The 22,447-nt window shown below is 39.8% G+C and carries 21 protein-coding genes; 11 read left to right on the forward strand and 10 right to left on the reverse strand.

Annotated features, from left to right (window positions below; translation table 11 throughout):
- Positions 1-365: 365 nt before the first annotated feature.
- On the forward strand, positions 366-1,058 hold the full coding sequence (locus tag V7K56_RS30250) for a haloacid dehalogenase type II (protein ID WP_334916690.1): 693 nt from the start codon (positions 366-368) through the stop codon (positions 1,056-1,058).
- 255 nt (positions 1,059-1,313) lie between these two features.
- A complete protein-coding gene (locus V7K56_RS30255; protein ID WP_334916692.1) occupies positions 1,314-2,183 on the forward strand; it encodes a DUF5895 domain-containing protein in 870 nt (289 codons plus the stop codon).
- Between the two features lie 121 nt (positions 2,184-2,304).
- Here the strand turns inward: V7K56_RS30255 and mltA are convergent, their stop codons facing one another.
- Together mltA and V7K56_RS30265 are read right to left on the reverse strand one after the other, a co-directional pair.
- Positions 2,305-3,564, reverse strand: a complete 1,260-nt coding sequence (gene mltA, locus V7K56_RS30260) for a murein transglycosylase A (RefSeq protein WP_334916847.1) — start codon at positions 3,562-3,564, stop codon at positions 2,305-2,307.
- A gap of 3 nt (positions 3,565-3,567) precedes the next feature.
- Positions 3,568-3,822, reverse strand: a complete 255-nt coding sequence (locus V7K56_RS30265) for a hypothetical protein (RefSeq protein ID WP_190728057.1) — start codon at positions 3,820-3,822, stop codon at positions 3,568-3,570.
- Between the two features lie 318 nt (positions 3,823-4,140).
- Between V7K56_RS30265 and V7K56_RS30270 the strand changes: the two genes are divergently transcribed.
- A complete protein-coding gene (locus V7K56_RS30270) occupies positions 4,141-4,356 on the forward strand; it encodes a DUF4278 domain-containing protein (RefSeq protein WP_334916694.1) in 216 nt (71 codons plus the stop codon).
- Positions 4,357-4,647: 291 nt separating this feature from the next.
- Positions 4,648-6,078: a serine/threonine-protein kinase gene (locus V7K56_RS30275; RefSeq protein WP_334916696.1), complete on the forward strand. Its 1,431-nt coding sequence runs from the start codon at positions 4,648-4,650 to the stop codon at positions 6,076-6,078.
- A gap of 55 nt (positions 6,079-6,133) precedes the next feature.
- Here V7K56_RS30275 and V7K56_RS30280 read toward each other — a convergent pair whose 3' ends face one another.
- Entirely contained in the window at positions 6,134-7,048 is a 915-nt protein-coding gene (locus V7K56_RS30280) for a c-type heme family protein (protein ID WP_334916698.1), read from the reverse strand.
- A 181-nt stretch (positions 7,049-7,229) separates the two neighbouring features.
- On the opposite strand from V7K56_RS30280, the gene V7K56_RS30285 reads away from it, so the two are divergent.
- A complete protein-coding gene (locus V7K56_RS30285; protein WP_334916700.1) occupies positions 7,230-8,084 on the forward strand; it encodes a phosphate/phosphite/phosphonate ABC transporter substrate-binding protein in 855 nt (284 codons plus the stop codon).
- A 170-nt stretch (positions 8,085-8,254) separates the two neighbouring features.
- Here V7K56_RS30285 and V7K56_RS30290 read toward each other — a convergent pair whose 3' ends face one another.
- Positions 8,255-8,632, reverse strand: a complete 378-nt coding sequence (locus V7K56_RS30290) for a hypothetical protein (protein ID WP_334916702.1) — start codon at positions 8,630-8,632, stop codon at positions 8,255-8,257.
- A gap of 127 nt (positions 8,633-8,759) precedes the next feature.
- Between V7K56_RS30290 and V7K56_RS30295 the strand changes: the two genes are divergently transcribed.
- Positions 8,760-8,948: a hypothetical protein gene (locus V7K56_RS30295; protein WP_292769464.1), complete on the forward strand. Its 189-nt coding sequence runs from the start codon at positions 8,760-8,762 to the stop codon at positions 8,946-8,948.
- A 78-nt stretch (positions 8,949-9,026) separates the two neighbouring features.
- On the opposite strand, the gene V7K56_RS30300 is transcribed toward V7K56_RS30295, so the two are convergent.
- The 4 genes from V7K56_RS30300 to V7K56_RS30315 form a co-directional block, all read right to left on the reverse strand.
- Complete coding sequence (locus V7K56_RS30300) at positions 9,027-9,797, reverse strand: hypothetical protein (RefSeq protein ID WP_334916704.1); 771 nt, start codon at positions 9,795-9,797, stop codon at positions 9,027-9,029.
- A 630-nt stretch (positions 9,798-10,427) separates the two neighbouring features.
- Entirely contained in the window at positions 10,428-13,169 is a 2,742-nt protein-coding gene (locus V7K56_RS30305) for a GAF domain-containing sensor histidine kinase (protein WP_334916706.1), read from the reverse strand.
- Between the two features lie 535 nt (positions 13,170-13,704).
- Entirely contained in the window at positions 13,705-14,175 is a 471-nt protein-coding gene (locus tag V7K56_RS30310) for an N-glycosidase (protein WP_334916708.1), read from the reverse strand.
- A gap of 248 nt (positions 14,176-14,423) precedes the next feature.
- Entirely contained in the window at positions 14,424-15,197 is a 774-nt protein-coding gene (locus V7K56_RS30315; protein ID WP_334916710.1) for an SDR family oxidoreductase, read from the reverse strand.
- Positions 15,198-15,269: 72 nt separating this feature from the next.
- Here V7K56_RS30315 and V7K56_RS30320 point away from each other — a divergent pair, with 72 nt between their 5' ends.
- Positions 15,270-15,707 (forward strand): hypothetical protein, encoded by a 438-nt coding sequence (locus tag V7K56_RS30320; RefSeq protein WP_334916712.1) that lies wholly within the window; start codon positions 15,270-15,272, stop codon positions 15,705-15,707.
- Between the two features lie 553 nt (positions 15,708-16,260).
- Here the strand turns inward: V7K56_RS30320 and V7K56_RS30325 are convergent.
- Positions 16,261-17,100: a nuclear transport factor 2 family protein gene (locus V7K56_RS30325; protein WP_334916714.1), complete on the reverse strand. Its 840-nt coding sequence runs from the start codon at positions 17,098-17,100 to the stop codon at positions 16,261-16,263.
- A gap of 84 nt (positions 17,101-17,184) precedes the next feature.
- On the opposite strand from V7K56_RS30325, the gene murG reads away from it, so the two are divergent.
- The 3 genes from murG to V7K56_RS30340 all read left to right on the forward strand — a co-directional run bounded on the left by murG (position 17,185) and on the right by V7K56_RS30340 (position 20,436).
- Positions 17,185-18,258 (forward strand): undecaprenyldiphospho-muramoylpentapeptide beta-N-acetylglucosaminyltransferase, encoded by a 1,074-nt coding sequence (gene murG / locus V7K56_RS30330; RefSeq protein WP_334916716.1) that lies wholly within the window; start codon positions 17,185-17,187, stop codon positions 18,256-18,258.
- A 55-nt stretch (positions 18,259-18,313) separates the two neighbouring features.
- Positions 18,314-18,973: a glutathione S-transferase family protein gene (locus V7K56_RS30335; RefSeq protein ID WP_334916718.1), complete on the forward strand. Its 660-nt coding sequence runs from the start codon at positions 18,314-18,316 to the stop codon at positions 18,971-18,973.
- A gap of 119 nt (positions 18,974-19,092) precedes the next feature.
- Complete coding sequence (locus V7K56_RS30340) at positions 19,093-20,436, forward strand: hypothetical protein (RefSeq protein ID WP_334916720.1); 1,344 nt, start codon at positions 19,093-19,095, stop codon at positions 20,434-20,436.
- Between the two features lie 23 nt (positions 20,437-20,459).
- Here V7K56_RS30340 and V7K56_RS30345 read toward each other — a convergent pair whose 3' ends face one another.
- A complete protein-coding gene (locus V7K56_RS30345) occupies positions 20,460-20,825 on the reverse strand; it encodes a VOC family protein (protein ID WP_334916723.1) in 366 nt (121 codons plus the stop codon).
- A gap of 311 nt (positions 20,826-21,136) precedes the next feature.
- Here V7K56_RS30345 and psbA point away from each other — a divergent pair, with 311 nt between their 5' ends.
- Positions 21,137-22,219: a photosystem II q(b) protein gene (psbA, locus tag V7K56_RS30350; RefSeq protein ID WP_334908975.1), complete on the forward strand. Its 1,083-nt coding sequence runs from the start codon at positions 21,137-21,139 to the stop codon at positions 22,217-22,219.
- Positions 22,220-22,447: the final 228 nt, after the last annotated feature.

The following is a 22,447-nucleotide window of genomic DNA, read 5'->3' on the forward strand; positions in this document are numbered from 1 at the left end:
GTCTCTCTGTCAATGCGTAAGTCCTGATCCATACAAACTATACTTAGGAATAATTTTCTTTCTGGAATAACTATTATCCCACACCTAAACTTAGTAATATTGTATTATCAATGTAATATAAGTTTGTTTGGATAACGCCCATACAACTTCGGTTAGCACTGCCCTCTAACGTCGGTATAACGGCAAAACAACCTTGGCTGTTCACTTTGCCAATCTTTGAGCAACCTATAAGTTCTGCGTTGCCCTGATATAGAAAAATGTTCAGAAACATCAAGAACAGTGGATGTGGCGATTGCAGATGGGTTCACCCGTCTTTTGGTTTGTGAAAACCGAACACTATTAATCAAGCTCTGGAGTATAAAAAGGTGATTGAATTAAATCAGTATAAGGCTTTAACTTTCGATTGTTACGGAACTTTAATTGATTGGGAGAATGGCATCTTGGGGGTGCTAAAGCCACTTCTGCTGGCACACAACACTAATTTGGATGACGAGCAAATTCTCAATATTTTTGCTGAATTTGAAGCAGAACTGGAAAAAGGAGAATATATCAAATATCGAGAAGTTTTGAAAAGAGTAGTCCAAAAATTTGGTGGACGATTTGGCTTTGAGCCAACTGCTGACGAACTAAATTCACTTGCTGATTCGATTCAGCATTGGCTGCCTTTCCCTGATACAGTTGAGGCACTTAGAAGTTTAAAGCAAAAGTTTAAGCTGGTAATTATCTCAAATGTAGATAACGATCTCTTTACTTTTTCGGCAAAGCACTTGGAGGTAAAATTTGACCAGATAATCACAGCAGAACAGGCAAAAAGCTATAAACCTTCTTTCAACAACTTCAGACTGGCTATTGAGAGAATTGATTTGCCGCTAGAGCAGATATTACATGTTGCTGCTAGTGTATATCATGATATTGTGACAGCCAAATCTCTGGGATTATCAACAGTCTGGGTAAATCGTCGAGCAGAGCAAGGGGTTAGTGCGAATTTACCAGCAGTCAGTCAACCTGATTTAGAAGTGCCAGATTTGAAGACTCTCGCTGCTTTATGTTCACAGTAATTTGCTGATTTGAATTTAACCACGAGAGGAGCAAAAAGTAGATCGTATTGAGATAGAGAGATGCCAAAGAAAGAATTTGTTGTTAAAAAACTAAACAGAGATTGCAACATAGATTGATTCTGTCTTACTCTAGAAAAAATACTACGCCAGTTTAATGTTCTTAAACTTTAGGGAACCACAGCACATAACTGGCTCTCCAGAATCAGTGCCCTGCCGATAACCTTGTTCAATAAAACACTTCGATAGCCTAAAACGATGAAAGCATCTGCTAATTTTGACTTTGAAGACGAGAAATTCAATGCACCGCCTTCTCAAGTCCTTCCCTGGTGTCAGATGATTAATCCTCGGTATGGCACAGATGGTATACAATCTCACGGTTTGGCGATTAAGCTGGATAATGCCAATGCTGTCGGCTTTGTGCCAGATGATAATTGGCAGCAAGTGGAGCATGAATTTAGCTCTGGAATAGAAACAGTCTTTATTACTACTACTCCACGCTTGGTTATAGTGCGTAGGGGGCCATTGTCTGTTAAAGACCGGGAAAGTGGTTTAAAACTGGGTACGCTCAAAGATAATTATGATGCTTTTTTAGCCGACAAACTTAAATTTAAAACCTTTACTCGCTATCTAATTTTTATAGTGGGTGAGAATAAAAAGTTTTTACATGAATCACCACTACAACTAACTCTCAATGGTGCAGCCGGAGCGAGTTTTAGCAAAACCTACTGCGAATATCAGCAAGGCAAAGTAGTTAGTGGATTCGTTGCTGAACTAGAAAAAGCTTATGCTATCTACCGCAAGCAACCTTTGACACCAAAAGGGCCTTTGTTCCACGCTCATGGGATTTTTTGTCCGATCATTGAATGTGAAGAAAGAGGCATTGAACCAAATACAGTTTTGGTAGCTTCAACTGTGGACTATAAACATCCTACCGTAGGGACTTTAACGCAATATTTAATTGCTTCCGATGCTCTTGAGTCTGCAATGATTTGCAAGATTTTTGAAGAATACAAAGATTTCGGCAAAGAACCGATAAAATCAGAAACGCCTAAATTGGAAATGGCAGGAGTTTCCAACTCTTACGTTTATGCTGATGAAGATGATTTTGCTTATCCGCCGTATTAGCTAGGGAGTGGGGAATGGGCAATGGGGATGAGGGAGCAGGGGAGAAATCAATTCAAAATTCAAAATTCAAAATTGAAGATTCAATCCCAATGCCCAATGCCCGATGTCCCATGCCCAATATCTATTCTTTGAGCAGCAAATAATATAATGAACCATTACCGCCTGTGACACCGGCGCGATCGCCTGCTAGTTTACCAGACCCCATGAAATAATCCACCCGGCCCGGCCCTTTGATGGCGCTTCCTGTATCTTGGTCAAGCACAAAGCGGCTGACAGTACGCCTCTCTAGTTTGCCACCACTGGCAGGATAGGGAAATGAATTGTAAATCAGTGCTAACGCTCCCGGTGGCATGAGAGACTTATCTGTAGCAATGGAACGTTCTGCTGTTACTGGCACATGAATACTACCTGTAGCAGCAGTACCACCAGTTTCTTGGAAGAAAATAAACCGTTGCCAGCGCGGTAGATAATTGTTCAACTCCTGGGGTTTTTGCCGGAAATAAGCAATCATCCGTGGCATTGTCAATCCTGCCAGTGGAAGTTTGCCATCTTTGGCAAGTTCTTTGCCGATACTAGTCCAAGGATAATCAGTTCCACCAGCATAGCCAATTGATGTTGTTTTACCATTAGTTAATTTAATTTGGGCAGAACCTTGGATATGTACCATGTATGCGTCTAGGCGATCGCGAAACCAAAGCAGTTCTAAACCATGTAACTTGCTTTTATTCCCTTTTAAACCATCCTTCCCTTCCAAATCAATTCGTTTTGGATGAGGTTTAGGCCATTGGCTAAAATTAGGTGGTAGCCGATAAAGAGGATATTTATATATTGCAGTTCTGACACGGCTAGCGGTGTAAACAGGTTCGTAGTAAGCAGTGAACTTAACAGTACCCTTGCCATCGTTGCCCACAGATTGGTAGAAGACAAACTCACGCTGGACAGCAGCTTGTAGTTGCGCTGCTGAGTTAGAACTGACAACCAGTTGACGGAAACGCAGCAAACTCCGGCGGACGCGATCAAGAGTAATTTCCCGAACTGGATAATTTTGATATGCTGCGATCGCATCACCCTTTGTTAGGTAAAGCAGACTGTTGTCAATAGAAGCTAACAACGCATTGCGATCGCCTGTTTTACCTCTTTGACCCCAAATTTGCTCATCCCAACCCAAACAAGTCGGCCGGAGCATGCAATCGCTGACGATGGCGATTGGTTTTAGCGGCGGCGTTATCTCAGGAGTGATTGGTATTGGTATAGGTGGAAGATCGGGAGTAATCGGTATTGGCAACGGCAGTAAGTTAGGAACCTGAGCAACAGCCGACCAGAGAGGATTTACAAGAACAATTCCTAAACTCAAGGAAAGCAAAGCAAGGGTTTTTCTCATCATTTAGTTGAATCTTTCAACACTGGAACTAAAAATAGGTTCTACCCGGATTGCGACGATCCGAGAAGGGCGTACTACCATATATTCCCCTTGAATATTTTTGATCGGAACGCTAATGAAGTCATTAGAAGCAGATTTTGGCACAAGTTCGCCGCTATACCATTTCTGAAACTCTTGAATAGTAGGAAAACGTACTTCTTCTCGGTGGCCGCTTTCCAGTAGGAGGTATACGGCATATTCATTTGCAGTTCTAGCCATAAAGTTGAATCTATTTCAAAAAACATTCAACCCATTGTTAACTACGTAACCCCTGAATGAAAAGGGTAAGCATACGGGAGGTTGAGAGCAGGGGAGCAGAGAGACAGGTGAACAGAGGGCAGGGGGAGCAGGGGAAGCAGGGGGGAAATAATCAATGCCCAATGCCCAATTGCCCAAAGACTCTTCACTCTAGACGCCTAATCCTTTAAGCAGTTCCTTAAAAAGTGTAAGTTTACATTAACTCTTGCATAACTCTCTAATCAACTTTTGATAAATCATTGGCATTGTTGAAAAACAGTTATTCAGGAGGCAAAAATTATGAAACTTTACTATCGTGGTCTGAGCTACGAATGCGACCCAAACAAAGTTGGCAGCAAAAAAACAGAACAGCCATTTCGACCAGTTCCTCAAATTGGGTCAGCTTATAATCTGATGTACTGTGGTGTTAACTATTGTGCCGATCCAAATTCCAAATCGGCTAAAGTTCCTCTACCAATAGCTTATATAGCTATAGCCATGTTTGTTAGGACGTAGAGTATAAGAGTTACCATTACGTCTGGAAACTGTTCTCAAACAAGCAGCGTCCTAACATTGTTGGCTACAGCTATAAATTGAGCTTTCGAGGAATCACCTACTTTGTAAATAAAACTCCACTAGGAGAAGTTAGCGTATTCTCTCAACCAACAACTAATTCAAAAGTTGAGCTACTGCCGATTTCTGAGGAATTAAAGCTTCAACAATAATATGGCTGCAAGCCGATCTGGAGTCTAAAGAGTTATAAACTGGTAGTATAATTCTCAAAAAACCTTGCCAAAGCTGGTAGTTGTGTCAAGATTAATTTCAGGACTTAAGGCTTGTGACACAATGTTAGGACAATTATTAGACGGACGTTACCAAGTCCTCCAGATATTAGGTGGAGGTGGATTCGGTCAAACTTACATAGCCCAAGATACTCATCGGCCAGGTTTCCCGAAATGCGTTGTCAAACACCTTAAGCCCGTCAGTCGTACCCCTGAATTTCTCGAAACTGCCAGACGGCTATTTACCAGTGAGGCAGAAACACTAGAACAACTGGGCAACCACGATCAGATTCCTCGGCTTTTAGCCTATTTTGAAGACAACCAAGAGTTCTTCTTGGTGCAAGAGTTTATAGAAGGGCAGACTCTAAAGGCGGAACTATTCCCCAATCAACGTTGGACAGAAGATCGAGTCATTCAACTGCTCCAACAGGTTCTGGGTATTCTACAATTTATTCACAGCCACAATGTTATCCATCGAGATATCAAGCCAGATAATATAATCAGGCGGCAACAAGACGGTAAGTTAGTGCTGATTGACTTTGGCGCAGTTAAACAAGTCCAAACTCAACTGCTTACAATTTTAGGGCACACGAAAGCTACTATTATTATTGGTACTCCCGGATATATGTCTACAGAACAGGCGCAAGGTAAGCCCCGCCCCAACAGCGATATTTATTCCTTAGGCATTATTGGTATACAATCACTGACAGGTATACATCCGATAAACTTTGAGGAAGACCCAGATACAGGAGAGATTTCTTGGCAGCATCAAGTTAACGTCAGTTCTGAGTTGGCATCTGTGCTATCGAAGATGGTACTACATCACTTTAAACAGCGTTATCAGTCTGCGGCGGAAGTTTTGGAGGTGCTTAAGTATTTCAATACTAGAGTAGAAACGCAATCAATTCAACCACCATCCTTTACACAACCGCCTCCTCAGGCTTTCCTTTCTCAACAAAACTCAATTGAGTATCCGTCTGCTTCTATCCTGTCTGAGGAAAACTACAACCGCTTAGAAACGATTCTTTTAGAATTTGTTGGTCCCGTTGCCTCTAGATTACTACGACAAGTTGCAGCATCAGCGTCCAATTTTGAAGAATTAATTAGTCAATTAGCCTTTCATCTTCGAGACAATCAACAAATTGATTTTAAGAAGAAAACAATGTTTCTACTAGAGAAACCTACTTTACTACAAGAACTTACTGTTAAATCCGATCGCTCTGATATTAATTCAAATAATTTATTAAACCAAGAATCTCAAATCATCAGCGACAATTTTTTGGAAGAGTGCGAACGTGAGTTGGCTAATTTAATTGGTCCAATAGCTAAGTTTATAGTTCAAAAAGCTCTTAAATCTTCTGGACAAATTTCTCGTGCAGAATTTGTGAAATTTTTAGCATCACAAATTCCTGATCCTCAAAAAGCTTTACAATTTCAGCAACGCTTACTTTCTTGAATTTTCCACTTGCAGGATTAGGTCTAATTAACTTAATCCCAAATATAAAATAGTGTCAACTTTGATTATTCAGCATCTCCAAAGCTATTTTTAAGCTAGCTTTCATCCGATTAAATGCTTCTGCTAACCCGCCAATTTCATCATTAGAGCTTTCTTCAAAATCAGCGTTCATATCACCAACACTAACTTTTTGAGCTATTTTTTCTATTCTTCTAATGCGCTGAATCACATATTTTGTAATTAAGAAGTTAATTAAGAAAACTATGAACGCAAAGATTGCAATTAAAAGTCCCATTATCAATGTCCAAGTTCGTTTGGCATTGGCAAAAATCTCTTGAGAAGGAACAGAGATTATTTGGGCAGAAACAATCTGATTTAGTTTCCAGCCAAAACCATTTTCTGATCCATAAGTTATTAGTTGACTCTTAGGAGCCAGATCTGGTGTAGTATGACACCGCAGACATTGCTGCTGTGTAATCTTGAGTGGTCGGGCAATATAAAATACTTCGCCTTCTGACAATTTACGAAAGCCAGTAATTTCTAGAGTCTTGGGTTCGTTGCGAAAACGCTTTACAAGTTGAGTTTCAAAACTATCGGCTTTATCTGCTAAATTAGTTGGATTAAGTGTTGCATCTTTATGAAAAAAGTTTTTATATTCCGGCTTTTTACGAAAATTCTCAAAAACTTCTTTAGAGGAGAAACTTGGTACTACTTCAGGCATGAATGTTGGGTTAGTATCTAATCTAGGTTCCAATAGAGGAACTATACGATTTTGTGTATAATCTCTTACTCCGTTCACCATTTGGATGAGAGTCTGTGCTTGAGAAGCCACTTCATTTTGCGCTCTCCCTTGAAGTACACTAGATAAGGCAATGCCACTTCCTACAATACTGACTATGAAAACTAATATTAAAAGTAAGTTAAATTTAGCACCTATTTTTAAGTTTTTTAACGTAATGTTGTTCAACATAACCTAACTAAGGAAGGTTGTATCTGAATTTGTCTAATATTTATTTATACCTGTTAGAAAGCATCTTAACAAGATTTAAATAAATATTAATTTTTTGCTGTAATATAACCTACTTAGGCAGTAGTCAAACTTATCTAAATTAGTCTTGAAAGCCAAGTTACTTTCTTAACCATAATTAGTGATGTTTTTGCGATTTCCCCGTCGTTTCTTTCTGTTTAATCTGCTAGGTTTGACATTTGCTGCCTGCCAACCACGAAAGGAGTTTGAGGGCACATTAACTATTGGTGCAATCAACTATGGTGGAGGCGAACAGATTATTAATCAATATGCTAAATTTAATAGTTACTTAGGCGAAAAAACGAACTCATATATTCAGCTAGAGCCTGTTTTTAATGAAAATAGAGCGGTTGAGCGTCTTCAGGCTCGTGCTTGGTCATTGGTATTTGCTCCACCTGGTTTAGCGGCTATTGCGATCGCACGTTACCAATATGTTCCTCTATTTCCTTTAATAGGTATTAGTAATTTACGTTCAATCTTCGTTGTTCGCAAAGACAATCCTATAACCAACTTGAAACAGCTACAAGGCAAAACAGTGGCTTTAGGACAGTTGGGTTCAGCAACAGGATATTATTTTCCTGTTTACAATCTTTATGGTACAACACTGGCTGAAATACTATTTGCACCCACACCCCAAGCAGCACTGGAATTGGTCGCTCAAGGAAAAGCGATCGCCTGTGCCGTCTCGGAGGCGGAATTAAGTCTCTACAGTTCACAGTTGGCCCCAACTGAATTTCGCATATTATTTAAAGACCCTCACTATGTACCATTAGGTGTGGTCTTGATAGGGCCGAATGTAGAACGTAACCGTCAAGAGTTTATCCGCAAAGTGATGAGTGATTCACCTTCTGGTTTAGCTCAAGAAGTAGGATACGTAACCAATGGACAAGTACCAGATTACAAATACATGATTTCTGTGGTCGATCGGGTAAGCTCAATTAGTTCTAAGCTACAAAATAAACCTGTTCGTTTATTCTAATTAAAATAATAATAATACTTTCAACCTTTATTTTATCTAAAATGCTCATTTAATACTTAGATACTCTATTTCAATATTTAAAACGATTAATACGTGTAAAAATATACCTATTAATCCATTCATAAAAAAGACCCTTTAAAGGGTCTTGCAGTACTAATTAAAGAATTAACTTATTTACTCAATAATCCAAGTGCTAACTCTAGATACATTTTTGCTTTGTGCAAAGCTAGCAATTTTTCTTGAGTGTACCTATCTGGGTAATTCATGATTCTCCCTTCCATCGTAATTTTGATGAGTGCAGCTTGCTCATCTGTAGGAGCATTCATCTCATCTATAACATTACTCAGTGCTTGCATAAAAGCAAAAGTAGGAGGTTTTAACCCTTTACCTGCCTCGAATTGAGATAAAGCCATTTGAGGGAATACCATCAAGGATGTAATCCATGAGGTCTTATACCCTTTATTTCCAGTTGGTTTGATGCCGTAGCGTAAACATAGCTCACTGAGTTCTTTGATGGTTTTGATTTCTAACTCGGAACGCGTAAACATAAAATAGAGTTACCTCTTGTAAAAGTGGTATCGGTGAGCTACAAGTTTTCCAGACAATATGCTCACCGATTTAAAACTCTAATCGATTGCTAGCAATCGATTCAATCTATATTTACATCTCTCAACAATGCCTAACCCTAGAGGAACTCCTGAAAATTTAGAACCGGGAAAAAGAAAAGGTGATGAACCATTGACCGAGCAAGTTAATTTGCGTGTCACTAAGACAATGAAAGAAGAATTGTCCACTAAGGATGATCCACCAGAATTTTGTCGCCAAGCTATCCAAGAAAAACTAGATAAGGATAAAAAGAAATAATTCTAAAAAACTCACGAATGTTTTATGAGTGCTATAATTTGGTTTTTGGTAAGTAAGTATTATTTTGTATTATCTTGCTCAAAAAAATAATTTGAATCGTGCTAGCTGGTTTTTAATCGTCTCTGTCAGGATTTTATTCAGTTCTGTAGTGTCTTGGAATTGCAAAATTTGCTGTGTCGGTAAGTCGAAGGGAAATTCACCTTCAAAATCTGGGCGTTGCATTTGCGCTAGTAGAATCTGTTCAGACCGCTTACTTTGGATGGCATAGCCAATCTCAACACAGACATTCGGACTGGGAATTAATTGGGAGGTTTCTTTACCATCAATACTAGCAATAGGTGTGGTGTCAGCTATAAATAATAAACTCTTACGGATTTTCCGCATGATTGTGCGGTTAATTCGGAAAGTAGCACCGCTAGGACGAGAGGATTCTATTAATGTTAGGGGAAGACGCGATCGCAAGTTTAAATTGTCCAAACTTTTTCGCAGTTCTTCCTTGAGAATATTCGTCGCTGCAACATACTCAGTTTGATAGGATAAAAAAATCGTTGGTTCTAACTGAGCCAAGACCGCCTGCTTAGTGAAATAAATTTCATGACTAATTAAGTCAATATTAGAGACGCAATAGCCACCACTACCTTCAATATAAAATTCAATATTTTCGCCTTCCAAATAGCGCCCAAACCAAGTTGATGTCTTAACTTCGTCACTATCTTCCAAAAAGTCTGCTCGCAATGCTGATTTCAGCAGGCTTTTTTTGCTTAAACGAATGTCTGGCGCACGTTTTTCCAGTTCTGGAATCGGCTCATAATCCTGTAGATACCACGCTCTGAGCGCAATTATTGACATAAGGCGCTATTTCAACTGTTTCTCGCTATTTAACTTCGTATAATCTTACACCCAGAAGAGGCCTTATTTTAGACTTCTCTTTAAACACAACAACACCCAAACCTCTACTCGCTGAACTATCTCCTCTCCTTGTTTATCCTAATCAGGGATATGCTAACTTTCATTGCTTTTGTAAACAAGTAATGAAAATTAGCGACAGTGCCCCCTAATTTTCCATATTTGAGGGAATAGCAGTTTTCGCGTTGGGTGTTGCTGTATTTTGACGAGACAGATGTAAGTTAAACAGCGTCTTATACCTCTTACTAACATTCCAAATGCAGCTGTTATATCTGCCAAGGAAGCTTGTTTTCTAACTTCAACTATCAGATTATCATTTGTGGATACGAGAAATTTATTTTGCAACTAAACTTTACTTTTAAATGATTTTTAATCAAATTTAATATATTGCACACTCTAGATAAATGAGAGATATTTTGTTTAGTCTATTGTTAAGAAAATTATCATGGAGCTCTTAGATGAATTTAAAAATTACTAAGTCAATTTTTAAGTTTTGAAACTAATAATTGAGCATTGGTCAATAGCCAATAGTGATTCTTCGCCTGCTGCGCCCTCATCCCCTACTCTCTATTGCTAGTTAACTATTTTGCCCGGAGGCTTAATAGGAATCTCAATCCAGAACTCTGTACCTTTGCCAGATTCTGAAATACACTCCATTATTCCCCCATGTTTTTCGACAATAATCTGATAGCTGATTGCTAGTCCCAATCCTGTCCCCTTGCCTACAGGCTTGGTAGTGTAAAACGGGTCAAAAATTCGCTTTTTCACGTCTTCATTCATTCCGGGCCCGTTGTCAGTAATCCGAATTAACAGACGAGAGTTGTCTGCTGAGACTTTAGTGGAAATCTCCATAGTTGGAATTGGGCATGAGTTCTTCTCCTTATCACCCTGACTTTGCCACTCTCTACTTCCTACTTCCAGAGCATCTATGGCATTGCTGAAAATATTCATGAATACCTGATTCATTTGACCGGCATAGCATTCCACTAATGGGATATTGCCATAATCTTTAATTATCTCAATGCGGGGAAATTCAGGATTTCCTTTCAGCCGATGTTGCAAAATTAACAATGTGTTATCAATGCCTTCATGCAGATCAACACGCTTGTTTTCAGCCTCATCCAAGCGAGAAAAATTACGTAACGACAACACTATAGAGCGGATGCGCTCGGTTCCTACTTGCATTGAGGTCATGATTTTTGGGAGGTCTTCTACCAAAAATTCAAAGTCGATCGCTTCGATCGCGGCTTTAATTTCACTATCGGGATGGGGATAGTGTACCTGGTAAAGACGTAAAATTTCTAGCAGTTGTTCAGTGTAGTCACTGGCGTGGCACAGATTACCGTAAATAAAGTTAACGGGGTTGTTGATTTCGTGGGCGACACCCGCTACCAACTGTCCTAAGCCGGACATTTTTTCGGTTTGAATCAATCTTGTCTGTGTTTCTTGGAGTTCATGTAGAGTCTGTTCTAACTGAGCAGCTTGATTTCTGGCTTCAGTTTCGGCCTCAGAGGTTTGTTCGTAGAGTTGTGCTTGTTGAATAGCGATCGCAGCCTGATCTGCCACCTGCTGCAATAAATCAATTTCTGTATCCTGCCAATTTCTGGAAGCCTCACACTCATGGGCAATTAATAGACCCCATAGTTCCATACCCATATTAATCGGAACTATTAAGTTTGCTTGCACTTGCAGACTCTGCAAAAACTCTCGATGACAATCACTTAAAGAAGCCGTTGAAAGGTTGTTAATTGCCCGTATTCTACCTTGACAATATAGACGGGTATACTCATCAGGAAAGCATTCCGGTGGTGCATTCACTCCCAAAACAGACTGCCAATTACCATTAATTTCTTCTACAATCACCGATTGAGTCTTCAGGTAAAAAATCAGCACTCGGTCTGAATTTAGCAGGGGACGGACTTCGCGAACGATGGATTGCAGGGTTGCTTGCAAGTCCAATGTGCGGCGAATATGCTCTGTAACTTGCTTGATTACTTTGGTAAACATTAATGATTTTTCGAGTTCAGCAGTTTGCTCTTGCACCCGCAGTTCTAAGGTAGTATTCAGAGATTGTACTTGTTTATACATTTGCTGCTGCTGAATTGCCATTGAGAAATGATCGTATAAGGCTTGCCCTAATAAAATGTCATCCAACTTCCACTCAGGTGCTTGCCCTTTTTTCTGCTCTCGCCAAACTTCAAAGGAAAGCTGGGGTAAAAGTTGTCGCCGATTTTGTTCGCATCGTCCTGCCCACAAGATTTCCGTTTCAAATTCCGAGCGGAAAATACTTAATACACCGATAAATTTTTCGCGGTAATGTAGCGGAATCACCATGAGTCCGCGAATTTGAGTAGAACGGAATGCTAAAGCCAAAACTCGCAAACGTGGTTCTTTATAAAGGTCAGTAGTTGCCCAAATATTACCTTGTTGAAACTCAGCCATCCAGTTTTGCCAGATGGGATGCTGTTCGATAATAATGTTATCTAACTCGTAGGAGAGTGTCGGTTGGTCGCCCCAAGTGTATAGTTCTTGACTGTCTGCAATGTAAAGTCTGCCACCGACTCCACAGAAAGCAGTAATAACTTCTTCTAGTGCTCCTTGTAATTGGATTGTCGGCAGTTTATGCAACAGTGTGGTAACTTGGTTAATACTAGCTTCTCGCTTTTGCTTGGCCTGAGCTTCAGTGAGTAGATTACTTTGAGCGATCGCGATTGCTACCTGGTCAGCAACTTGCTGCAATACTTTTAATTCTCGCTTCAAAATCTTTTGTGGTTCACTGTGGTGAGCTACCAACAATCCCCACAATTTAGGCTTTGCTGATTGTTGTTGTGGGTCACAATCTAAAATTGGTACTACCAACGAAGACTGCACGCCCATTGCTTTTAGGTATTGAATATGGCACTGGTCTACTTGGCGATAGTGGATATTAGTTTCTAGACGTTTGCCAGTTTCTTTTGACTGTAGAGGCGATAGCCCGATCTTCTCATTTTCTACATCAACAATCGAACGTTGCCCGGCTAATAAAAACATCTCTCTGGCGGCTTCTGGAATATCATCAGCTGGGAAGCGTTGACCCAATAACGATGGCAGACGTTGCTCATGAATAGATTCTGCAATGACTTCACCACTACCATCGGCTTCAAAGCGATATATTTTCACCCGATCTGCACCCAAAAATAAACGCACTTCGCTAACAGTAGTTGTTAATATTTCTTGAAGGTTGAGCGATCGCCTGATCTGTTTTGTCATCCGGTGCAGTAAACTTTCTCGATCAAAGTTTTGCTGCAACTCATTTGGTTTATCCCTATGTGTCATTGCTTGTATAACCACTACAAAAGTATAATTTTTTATATATTTATCACTGATAATCTTTTCAACTTACAATGCTTTGATTTTCATCCTATTTCAAGAAATTCTTGCTACTAAAGCGTTGCTAAGGGCATACATGTATTACAAATATTTTTGGAAATGGATTAGAGGATGTTTGAAAAGTAACAGATATTTTGCTTGTTCCCTATAGCCCTTGTAAAGTAGATTTAGGAGAGAGAAAACCGCTGTATCATTAAACACTTTAGTCTAGAGTTAAGAAATTTTTAATCATTGATATTTACTAATTTTATATTCTCAATCATTAAATTATTTCAGTAATTTTACTTAATTTAGTTTTGGAATAATTTCTTAAAATTAAAAATATTTTTTTAACATTTTTGCCCATTAATTCAATTAATTAAAAAATTTTCAAAGCAATAATTAAATTATTAGTAATTTATTAAAATATTTTTGGCTGGGGAATTTGACTATTCCCCGTCTAATTGCTGACTTGATGTTGAATGTAACTATTTTGATTAAATTATTCGTAAATTACTGTTAAAGATAGTAAATTACGAATTTCTTCACGCACACTCATGAGAGTTTTTCCGAGATGGTTTTGACCGCTTTTATTAGCACCACAGCCCCAAAAAGAATCGGTTGGGGAGTTTTCAACCAAAATCTCATCACCTGTTTTCAGAAGAACTTCTCTGATATCGGCATGAGTGAGAAACTTTTTGAGTACAGCTTCTCGCATAATTTGAGTTTTGACCAAATCCCAGTCTCGTCGGAGTTGGCGAGTGCTACATCTTCCCAAAGTGGCAGCTTCTTCTGGGGTGGCGGCAGCATGGATGAGAGGTATAATTGCTGCATCTGTGCTGCCGACAAACTTTTGCGCTTGATAATAATGCTCAACCGTTGGCCAGTAAGCACCCTCAATGTGGATTCTGTGGAGAGAAAAGTTAGAAAAACAGCCATAAGGCTGCCAAACCTTATAAAAGTAAATGGTCATTTGAAAATTGCTCTTTTATATATCAATTTCAGGGTAACTGAGTAGGTAAAGCCTTAACAAACTCTTTAGACGTAAACTAAAACATAAACTGTAAAACTTTAGATATCTGGTGAAATTAAATATGCCTTATCCAGAACCCTTGTAGAAACGTAGCACTGCTACATTTCTACATTTTTCTACCAAATGTCTCTTGAGTAGAGTAAGTGAAAGGGGTAAGCTTTTTTAGAATCCTATGAGATGGGTTACTTTTATGTTCGTCGATTAACTAGGGTAGCGCTAGCTTGGTCAATAGGCATTAGCACAACTTCATTAATATTCACATGGGGTGATCGCGTCACACAGAAAAATATCACATCAGCCACATCATCTGCTGTTAGGGGTGTAACTCCCTGGTAGACTTTGTTAGCGCGTTCAGTATTTCCATGAAAGCGTACCTCGCTAAATTCCGTTTCTACCATACCAGGATCAACAGAAGTTACACGGACTCGCGTACCCAACAGGTCTTGTTTTAAACCTTCAGAAATTGCTTTCACAGCAGCTTTGGTAGCACAGTAGACATTGCCACCGGGATAGGTTTGATGTCCGGCGATGGAACCTAAATTTACCACATGACCGCGATCGCGACTTACCATTCCCGGAACGACATAGCGGGAGACATAAAGTAAACCTTTAACGTTAGTATCAATCATGTCTTCCCAGTCTTGAAAGCTGCCTTCGTGCAACTTGTCTAAACCACGACTCAGACCAGCATTATTAATGAGAATGTCAATGTCAGACCAGGCAGAGGGTAGATTTGCAATGGCAGATTCAACAGCATTGCGATCGCGCACATCTAGCTGTAATAAATGAATTTCAGTACTAAAATCTTTACTAAGAGTATTTGCTAGGTGCTGCAAACGTTCTAACCTTCGTGCTGCTAAAATCAGTTTTGCACCAGCATCAGCAAAGATTTTTGCACAAGCAGTACCAATACCACTACTTGCACCAGTAATCAAAATGATTTGATTTTCTAGGGAAGTCATTGTTAGTCAAAAGTCAAGAGTTCAGTGTCAATTGTCTAATAATTTGGAACTCAAGCGAATTTCACTTATATCATGTCCAAGGTGACACCAGCAAAAGTTGCCCAGTTGCAAATGGTACTTATGGGTTGGCTGACCTCAATCGGAATATTACCAATTAGTCAAGTGATTAACTATAACAATGCTGGACTGAGATTTATTCGAGTTTGGATATTGTTAGCGATCGCAATTGGACTTGTTATTCCTACGATTACATTTGTTATTTGGTTTAAATATTCTGAAGTTCGCAAAATCTTTGGCTTCTATTTGCTAGTTCTTGTTATCCAAATTGCCATTGAACATATAGCCAGTAGAGTTTTGTTTCCAAGTATAGTGGTGATTATTGGTACACTTTACACTGCGTTTCGAGTTTGGCAACTTTGGTATGAGCAGCAATTCATCAAAAGTATTGATTTCTATCAAGCGAACTTCAGGATAATTAGTGGTGTTTTGTGGCTGCTGCTTTTGTTTTAGTCAAGTAATTTAATCATGCTGCTGACTCTCTCGTGGCCAAGTATTTTGTATAGCATCTGGTACAAAAGCAATGCCAAACCGCAAGTGAATTACATCATTTCGCTACCCTGCGGGAACGCCTGCCGTAGGATGCCTGTACTATTTCTCTGCGAGACGCTACGCATAGGTCTCCTTTAAGCGCTGTCAAAGTGAGTTTGGATGAGACTGTAATTTCTATTCATTACTAACTCAAAACTTGCCACTTCAAGTTCAGAACTCAGAATTTTCGGAATTCTCAAAGAAAAAGTGAAGTTTAGAGTTGAACAAATATGAAACTAAAGCTACAGCAGTTTGCATCTAAATGAAGTACATCTTTTACCCCCCTTAATCCCAAGACATTTGCTACAACGGAGGGAACCTCCGCAACGCAGTGGCTCCCCGATGTATTGGGGGAAATTCCCAATCTAGTTCCCTCCCCTTTCCAAGGGGAGTGTTAGGGAGGGGTATTTTTGTACTTCATTAACTTGCAATCTGCTATATATCTCACCTTGACAGAATTACTCCTAACTCCTAACTACTTCTTCACCACTTGCAAGCGCTGAGTTACCATCGTCATTCCATTACCTCGCAGGATGACAGCAGAAACCCATTGGCTACCTGGGGTAGATGGTGCTTGTCCTACTTTAAACAATCCGCCAGATGTCAGTAATTCCAAATCGACGGGTGTAGGGTTAAGAAATTTATCTGGTTGGATAGATTCTTCTAACGCCGTTCCTAGTAAAAAATCATCACCAAGTGGCTGTTGAACGATCGCATCGAAACTATACTTCTGACCGACTTGCACTTGCTGGGGTAATTTAATATCAATTTGGGGCGGATTGCTCCCAGAGGTAAGTAGGGTGCGTTCTGACAAAATATCTTGGCGGACTATTTTTCCACCTTCAATGCGCTGACGTGATTTAATCGTGGCATTGAGAGCTAACTTCTTACTGTTACCGGAGGGTAAGCCAGTTATCTTTGTTTCTGTTTCAGCAATAATTCCATTAGCTCCAGGTTTTGAAGATAGCAGTTTCGTACTGTATTGCAATTTCGGATATCGTTGCCAAAGTGAAGTCAAAGACTTTTCTAGGGTTTGCAGGTTTAATCCATCCCCATGAGTGAAATTGGGACTGTAAAATTGCAACACCCCTTTGACATCGCCTCGGCTAGCAGCGTTATCAACTTGTGTCAACAGGTTTGTCAGAGCGGCTGGTGCATTTTGGGGTGTTGTGGCTTGAGATAATTGCTGTGGTGTCGTCGCCTGAGTACGTTGCCAACCACTTGTTAAACCAATGGTCAGTAAGAACAAAACTAGCCAGATATTTGCTGGAAATCTGAATTGGCGTTTCATTAAGGCGGTAATAATGTTAGTCATTGGTGAGAGTTTACTGATTTGATTAGAGAAAGTAAGCAAATTGTTTTATCTTAGTTAAGCTAGACGCTAAACGGTAGAGGTTTGATGGCAAACGCACCGATACGATTATTAATAGCTGCCAGTGGGACTGGTGGACATTTGTTTCCAGCGATCGCCCTGGCAGAAAAACTTCCAGATTATCAAATAGAATGGCTGGGAGTACCCAATCGCCTAGAAACTCAACTTGTCCCCAAACAGTATCCTTTGAATACTATTGCAGTTGAAGGGTTTCAGCAAGGGTTTGGACTTTCCTCGATTCGCATTTTCGGTAAACTTGCCCTTTCAATTCTAGAAGTCAGACGAATTCTTAAACAAGGAAATTTTCAAGAGGTGTTTACCACAGGGGGTTACATTGCCGGGCCAGCCGTCATTGCGGCGCGTTCTCTCGGTTTACCCGTGGTTTTCCACGAATCTAACGCTTTACCAGGTAAAGTAACTCGCTTTTTTGGGCCTTGGTGTAGTGCGGTAGCCTTGGGATTTGAAGTTGCTGCTAAGTATTTACCTCGTGCCAAAAATGTTTGTGTTGGTACTCCCGTAAGAGCGCAGTTTCTTGATGGAGCAATTGATGCACCACTGGATTTAGCTATTCCTGATGGTGTTCCTTTAATTGTTGTTTTTGGAGGTAGCCAGGGTGCAATTGCAATTAATAAGTTAGTGCGCGAATCTGCAAAAGCTTGGTTTGATGCTGGTATTTATGTAGTACATTTAACTGGCGATCGCGATCCCGAAGCAGATAGTCTCAAACATCCACAGTACATAGCCTTACCTTTTTACAACAATATGGCAGTGTTGTTGCAACGAGCAACTCTTGCTATTAGCCGTTCTGGCGCAGGTAGCTTGACAGAATTGGCAGTGTGTGGAACGCCAGCGATTTTGATTCCTTACCCCTTTGCCGCAGAAGACCATCAATCCTACAATGCAGACGTATTTACAAAAGCGGGTGCAGCGTTAACGTTGAAGCAATCTGAGTTGACGATTGAAACATTGCAAAGTAATGTGTTGAATTTATTGCAGTCACCGCAAGAGTTAGCAAAAATGGGGGAAAAAGCAAAGGCGATCGCAGTTCCTGATAGTGCCGAAAAGTTGGCGCAATTAGTCCGTGAGGTAGTGGAGAGATAGCACAGCTATTGCCAATGATCTAATCTGAACTTTAATAAAACTCTAAAGGTTTCTGATGTTAAAGCTTTATCATCATCCAATTTCACCAAATTCTCGCCGTGTTTGGATTACTCTACTCGAAAAAGGAATAGACTTTGAACTAATAGAAGTCAATATTTTAGATAGCAAATATTTAAAACCAGAGTTTTTAACTATTAATCCTTTCCACCATGTCCCTGTTTTGGTGGATCATGGTTTTAACATAGTGGAATCTTTGGCAATATTAGATTACTTAGAGGCAAAATATCCCACACCTACTATGTTGCCTATCGATGCGAAGGATTTAGCAATTGTGCGAATGGTGCAATTAGCAACGGTAAATGAATTAATGCCACCCACAATCATATTGTCCTCCGTAATTTTAGGCTTACCTGGAGGAGAGCCAGACAAAATTGAGCAGTCGAAACAGAAAATCTCAATAGTACTGAATTTTTTTGAGCATTTACTCGACAATCGCCCTTTCTTTGGCAGTGATAGTATAACTCTTGCAGAATCTGTAGCTGGCTCTATAGTACCCTGGTTGACAAAGGGCGGTGTTTCTTTGAGTGAGTATCCTAAGCTTTGTGCTTGGTGCGATCGTTTAATAGCACGTCCGGCTTGGCAAAAAACTCAAACTCCAGAAATTATAGAAGCCATAAAATCTCGTATGGCAGCGAGGATGATTCAAACACCTTAGTTATAAAGGCTCTACAAAAACATAAAAATAACATAAATGCAAGCCTCGTGTTTTAGTAGATTTAGCATTAATAAATAAGTAAAAATATTACTAATGAGTAGCAATTTATTTTCCAATTTATGAATATCCATTTGAGTCTAAAATTTTGTCTGATGATTGGTTGTGCTGGTTCTTTATTTTTCAGTTTAGCAAATAGCTATCTATATACTCAGTCAAAAACTAAACAGTTAGTACCACAAAATCGGGTTTTTACTCAACAAGAACATTTTGTCCCACTTCAATCACAGATTTCCTTTACTTCAAATCAAGTTCCCGATTTAATTAGCTTAAAGTTTAAAAATAATTTTTTCACTCAAAAAATATCTGATAAAATTTTAGGTAAGCAAAAAGCTTTTTCATCTCAGCATAATTTGTTAGCAGCATCTACACCCTATTCAGTTGTCGATGAATTCAAAAAATACAAATTTAGCATTAATGGCAGCCAAATTGCTACTTCAGGAAAACTACCAAATAGTAAGGTTAAGTTCAATCAAGGAGATTTATTAACCGTTCTCGTTAATACTAGAAAATATTTTCAAGATTATGCTTCAGAAGATCCAGATATTATGCGTATAGGAGTGCTTGCTACTCAAGAAGTCACTGTAGCAGATGTCCTCAAAACTTTGGATTTCATGATTGCTGTTTTGAAGGAGGATATTTCTCATAATCGGGCTACTCGTTTACAAGACTCTAAATTTATCAATACCAATTTTCGAGTCATTAAATGGTCTGCCTACAACCCCAAAAGTAAACAGCAAAAACAATTACGAATTACCAAATATGCTGTATTTACTCACCCTGGTTCTCGCAAGAAAACCTCTACTTTTAATATACCAATCTATAGTTTAAAAGACAACTCTAATAACGATAAGTTCTACACTCGATACACAAAACAAGATGTTTTATCTGGTATTTATGAACCAGGCGGTAGAGAATTTGGAAAAGTTACAACTCTTGCTTATCTAACCAGAAATGGCTTAGAAGAAGCAATTATGGAAGGAACAATCTTGATTAATTTTACAGATGGTTATAAGGCATTTTTTAATGTAGATAGAAACAATGGAATAGCTTATATCCGCGGATTAAAGGCAACAGCACAAAAGCGTTATTGGTATTTTAGAGAAGTTGATGCGATTAAAGGCTATGGATACAAAATAGATGCAAAAATTTCTATCAAACCCGGAGTTACTTTTGCTGGAGATGTTTTGAATGTCGGTTTAGGTAAAGTGATTGTAATTGAGCATACTCAAGGTGGGCGCAAACATCTGCAAATGGGAGTCATCGCCGATACAGGCGGAGCATTTTTACCCAACCTTTATCAGCTCGATTTTTTGGCAGGGATTTTTCAGAATAAAAAAGAATTTGGGCAGAATATGAGCCAATTACCAGACTATGCCACAGCATATTTTTTAGTCAAGAAGTAATGCATTGATCTGATGTCAAATATCTATGCACGGGTTAACAATTCTAAGTTGTGACTATCAAAGTCATAGAAATAGAAGCCACGACCTTCATTCCAGTGGTTAATTTGTCCTTTATTCTGATGCATGGGGTCGCTACTGTATTCAATACCTGCCTCTTTGACGCGTGCAAAAATTGCATCAAATTCTTCATCACTGACATGGAACGCATAATGATGTGGCTCAAACGCTTCAGCATCAGCGAAGTCGAGCGTTAATGCATCATTTATATGCACAGCAGCGAAGTGACCAACGGGAAGCTCGACCTCTAGACCGAAAATTTTTGCAAAGAACCTCGCCGATGCTTCTTTGTCATGTACGGGTACTATGGTGTGATTTAGAGTAATTGTCATGTCACACCTTCCCTCCTAATTTTGGTACTAATCCATATCAACTCTTTATTTAGAGTCGATAACAACAATGTTTTTTTCTATTTTATCTTTTCAGCGCTAACACCAGAGCAAACCATATCTAAATTCTGTGTTCGCTGTATTTGGAACAATCGCAAACACTAAAAAGATCAAGCTTAAATAAGCAAACCTGATAACTCATATCAGGTTTACTGAAGTAATAAAACTTGATTAAAAATTGTAAAGCAGTGTAAAGTAATTTCACAGGCGAAAACAAAACCGCCTGATTCATAAATAATCGCAATCATAAAACCATGACAGCAACCTTACAACAGCGCTCAAGCGCCAACGTCTGGGATCGATTCTGCGAATGGATCACCAGCACCAATAACCGCATATATATCGGTTGGTTCGGCGTCGTAATGATCCCCACCCTGCTAGCGGCAACCGCTTGCTTCGTAATCGCCTTCATCGCCGCACCTCCAGTAGACATTGATGGTATCCGCGAACCAGTAGCAGGTTCCTTGATTTATGGAAACAACATCATCTCAGGTGCAGTAGTACCTTCCTCCAACGCCATCGGCTTGCACTTCTACCCAATTTGGGAAGCAGCATCTCTAGATGAGTGGTTGTACAACGGCGGTCCTTACCAACTGGTAATCTTCCACTTTTTAATTGGCGTATTCTGCTACATGGGTCGTGAATGGGAACTATCCTACCGTTTAGGAATGCGTCCTTGGATTGCGATAGCATACTCAGCCCCAGTAGCAGCAGCAAGTGCAGTATTCTTGGTATACCCGATCGGACAAGGTTCCTTCAGTGATGGTATGCCCTTGGGAATAAGCGGAACATTCAACTTCATGATCGTCTTCCAAGCAGAACACAACATCTTGATGCACCCCTTCCACCAGTTAGGTGTAGCAGGTGTATTCGGCGGTTCGCTGTTTTCTGCAATGCACGGAAGCCTAGTAACTTCTTCCTTAGTTCGTGAAACCACCGAAACCGAGTCCCTTAACTACGGTTACAAATTCGGTCAAGAAGAAGAAACCTACAACATCGTTGCAGCCCACGGCTACTTCGGTCGTCTAATCTTCCAATACGCTTCCTTTAACAACAGCCGTAGCTTGCACTTCTTGTTAGCAGCATGGCCTGTAGTTGGCATCTGGTTCACCGCCTTGGGTGTGAGCACAATGGCGTTCAACTTGAACGGTTTCAACTTCAACCAATCAATCATCGATTCTGAAGGTCGCGTCATCAGCACTTGGGCAGATGTAATCAACCGCGCTAACCTGGGTATGGAAGTAATGCACGAGCGTAACGCTCACAACTTCCCTCTCGATTTGGCTGCTGGTGAGCTTGCTCCTGTAGCCCTTACTGCTCCTGCTATCAACGGTTAATCATAATCTGAGATACGCTCCTCACGCTTTTCTATAAACAAAAGACGCTCTCCTAGAAGGGGGAGCGTTTTTGCATTGGGTTAATTGCTACGTTAAGACATGGCACTGGACACTTTTTTCAAGTACAAAAATGATCGTTATGGTTGAGAACTTAGGAAATAATTATCAAAAAGTAAATTTTACGGGTAATAATTGCTAGCAGCGCAGATAATTGCCTCAAAGCTCAAG

It is taken from the genome of Nostoc sp., from assembly GCF_036917535.1.
Classification (GTDB): Bacteria; Cyanobacteriota; Cyanobacteriia; order Cyanobacteriales; family Nostocaceae; genus Nostoc.

What these genes read in the sequence shown, in the direction of transcription:
- V7K56_RS30340 (WP_334916720.1), top strand. Translation starts at nt 19,093, where the DNA reads ATGAATATCCATTTGAGTCTAAAATTTTGTCTGATGATTGGTTGTGCT.
- V7K56_RS30270 (WP_334916694.1), top strand. Translation starts at nt 4,141, where the DNA reads ATGAAACTTTACTATCGTGGTCTGAGCTACGAATGCGACCCAAACAAA.
- V7K56_RS30290 (WP_334916702.1), bottom strand. Translation starts at nt 8,632, where the DNA reads ATGTTTACGCGTTCCGAGTTAGAAATCAAAACCATCAAAGAACTCAGT.
- mltA (WP_334916847.1), bottom strand. Translation starts at nt 3,564, where the DNA reads ATGAGAAAAACCCTTGCTTTGCTTTCCTTGAGTTTAGGAATTGTTCTT.
- V7K56_RS30280 (WP_334916698.1), bottom strand. Translation starts at nt 7,048, where the DNA reads ATGTTGAACAACATTACGTTAAAAAACTTAAAAATAGGTGCTAAATTT.
- V7K56_RS30345 (WP_334916723.1), bottom strand. Translation starts at nt 20,825, where the DNA reads ATGACAATTACTCTAAATCACACCATAGTACCCGTACATGACAAAGAA.
- murG (WP_334916716.1), top strand. Translation starts at nt 17,185, where the DNA reads ATGGCAAACGCACCGATACGATTATTAATAGCTGCCAGTGGGACTGGT.
- V7K56_RS30305 (WP_334916706.1), bottom strand. Translation starts at nt 13,169, where the DNA reads ATGACACATAGGGATAAACCAAATGAGTTGCAGCAAAACTTTGATCGA.
- V7K56_RS30310 (WP_334916708.1), bottom strand. Translation starts at nt 14,175, where the DNA reads ATGACCATTTACTTTTATAAGGTTTGGCAGCCTTATGGCTGTTTTTCT.
- V7K56_RS30295 (WP_292769464.1), top strand. Translation starts at nt 8,760, where the DNA reads ATGCCTAACCCTAGAGGAACTCCTGAAAATTTAGAACCGGGAAAAAGA.
- V7K56_RS30315 (WP_334916710.1), bottom strand. Translation starts at nt 15,197, where the DNA reads ATGACTTCCCTAGAAAATCAAATCATTTTGATTACTGGTGCAAGTAGT.
- V7K56_RS30265 (WP_190728057.1), bottom strand. Translation starts at nt 3,822, where the DNA reads ATGGCTAGAACTGCAAATGAATATGCCGTATACCTCCTACTGGAAAGC.
- V7K56_RS30255 (WP_334916692.1), top strand. Translation starts at nt 1,314, where the DNA reads ATGAAAGCATCTGCTAATTTTGACTTTGAAGACGAGAAATTCAATGCA.
- V7K56_RS30300 (WP_334916704.1), bottom strand. Translation starts at nt 9,797, where the DNA reads ATGTCAATAATTGCGCTCAGAGCGTGGTATCTACAGGATTATGAGCCG.
- psbA (WP_334908975.1), top strand. Translation starts at nt 21,137, where the DNA reads ATGACAGCAACCTTACAACAGCGCTCAAGCGCCAACGTCTGGGATCGA.
- V7K56_RS30325 (WP_334916714.1), bottom strand. Translation starts at nt 17,100, where the DNA reads ATGACTAACATTATTACCGCCTTAATGAAACGCCAATTCAGATTTCCA.
- V7K56_RS30320 (WP_334916712.1), top strand. Translation starts at nt 15,270, where the DNA reads ATGTCCAAGGTGACACCAGCAAAAGTTGCCCAGTTGCAAATGGTACTT.
- V7K56_RS30285 (WP_334916700.1), top strand. Translation starts at nt 7,230, where the DNA reads ATGTTTTTGCGATTTCCCCGTCGTTTCTTTCTGTTTAATCTGCTAGGT.
- V7K56_RS30335 (WP_334916718.1), top strand. Translation starts at nt 18,314, where the DNA reads ATGTTAAAGCTTTATCATCATCCAATTTCACCAAATTCTCGCCGTGTT.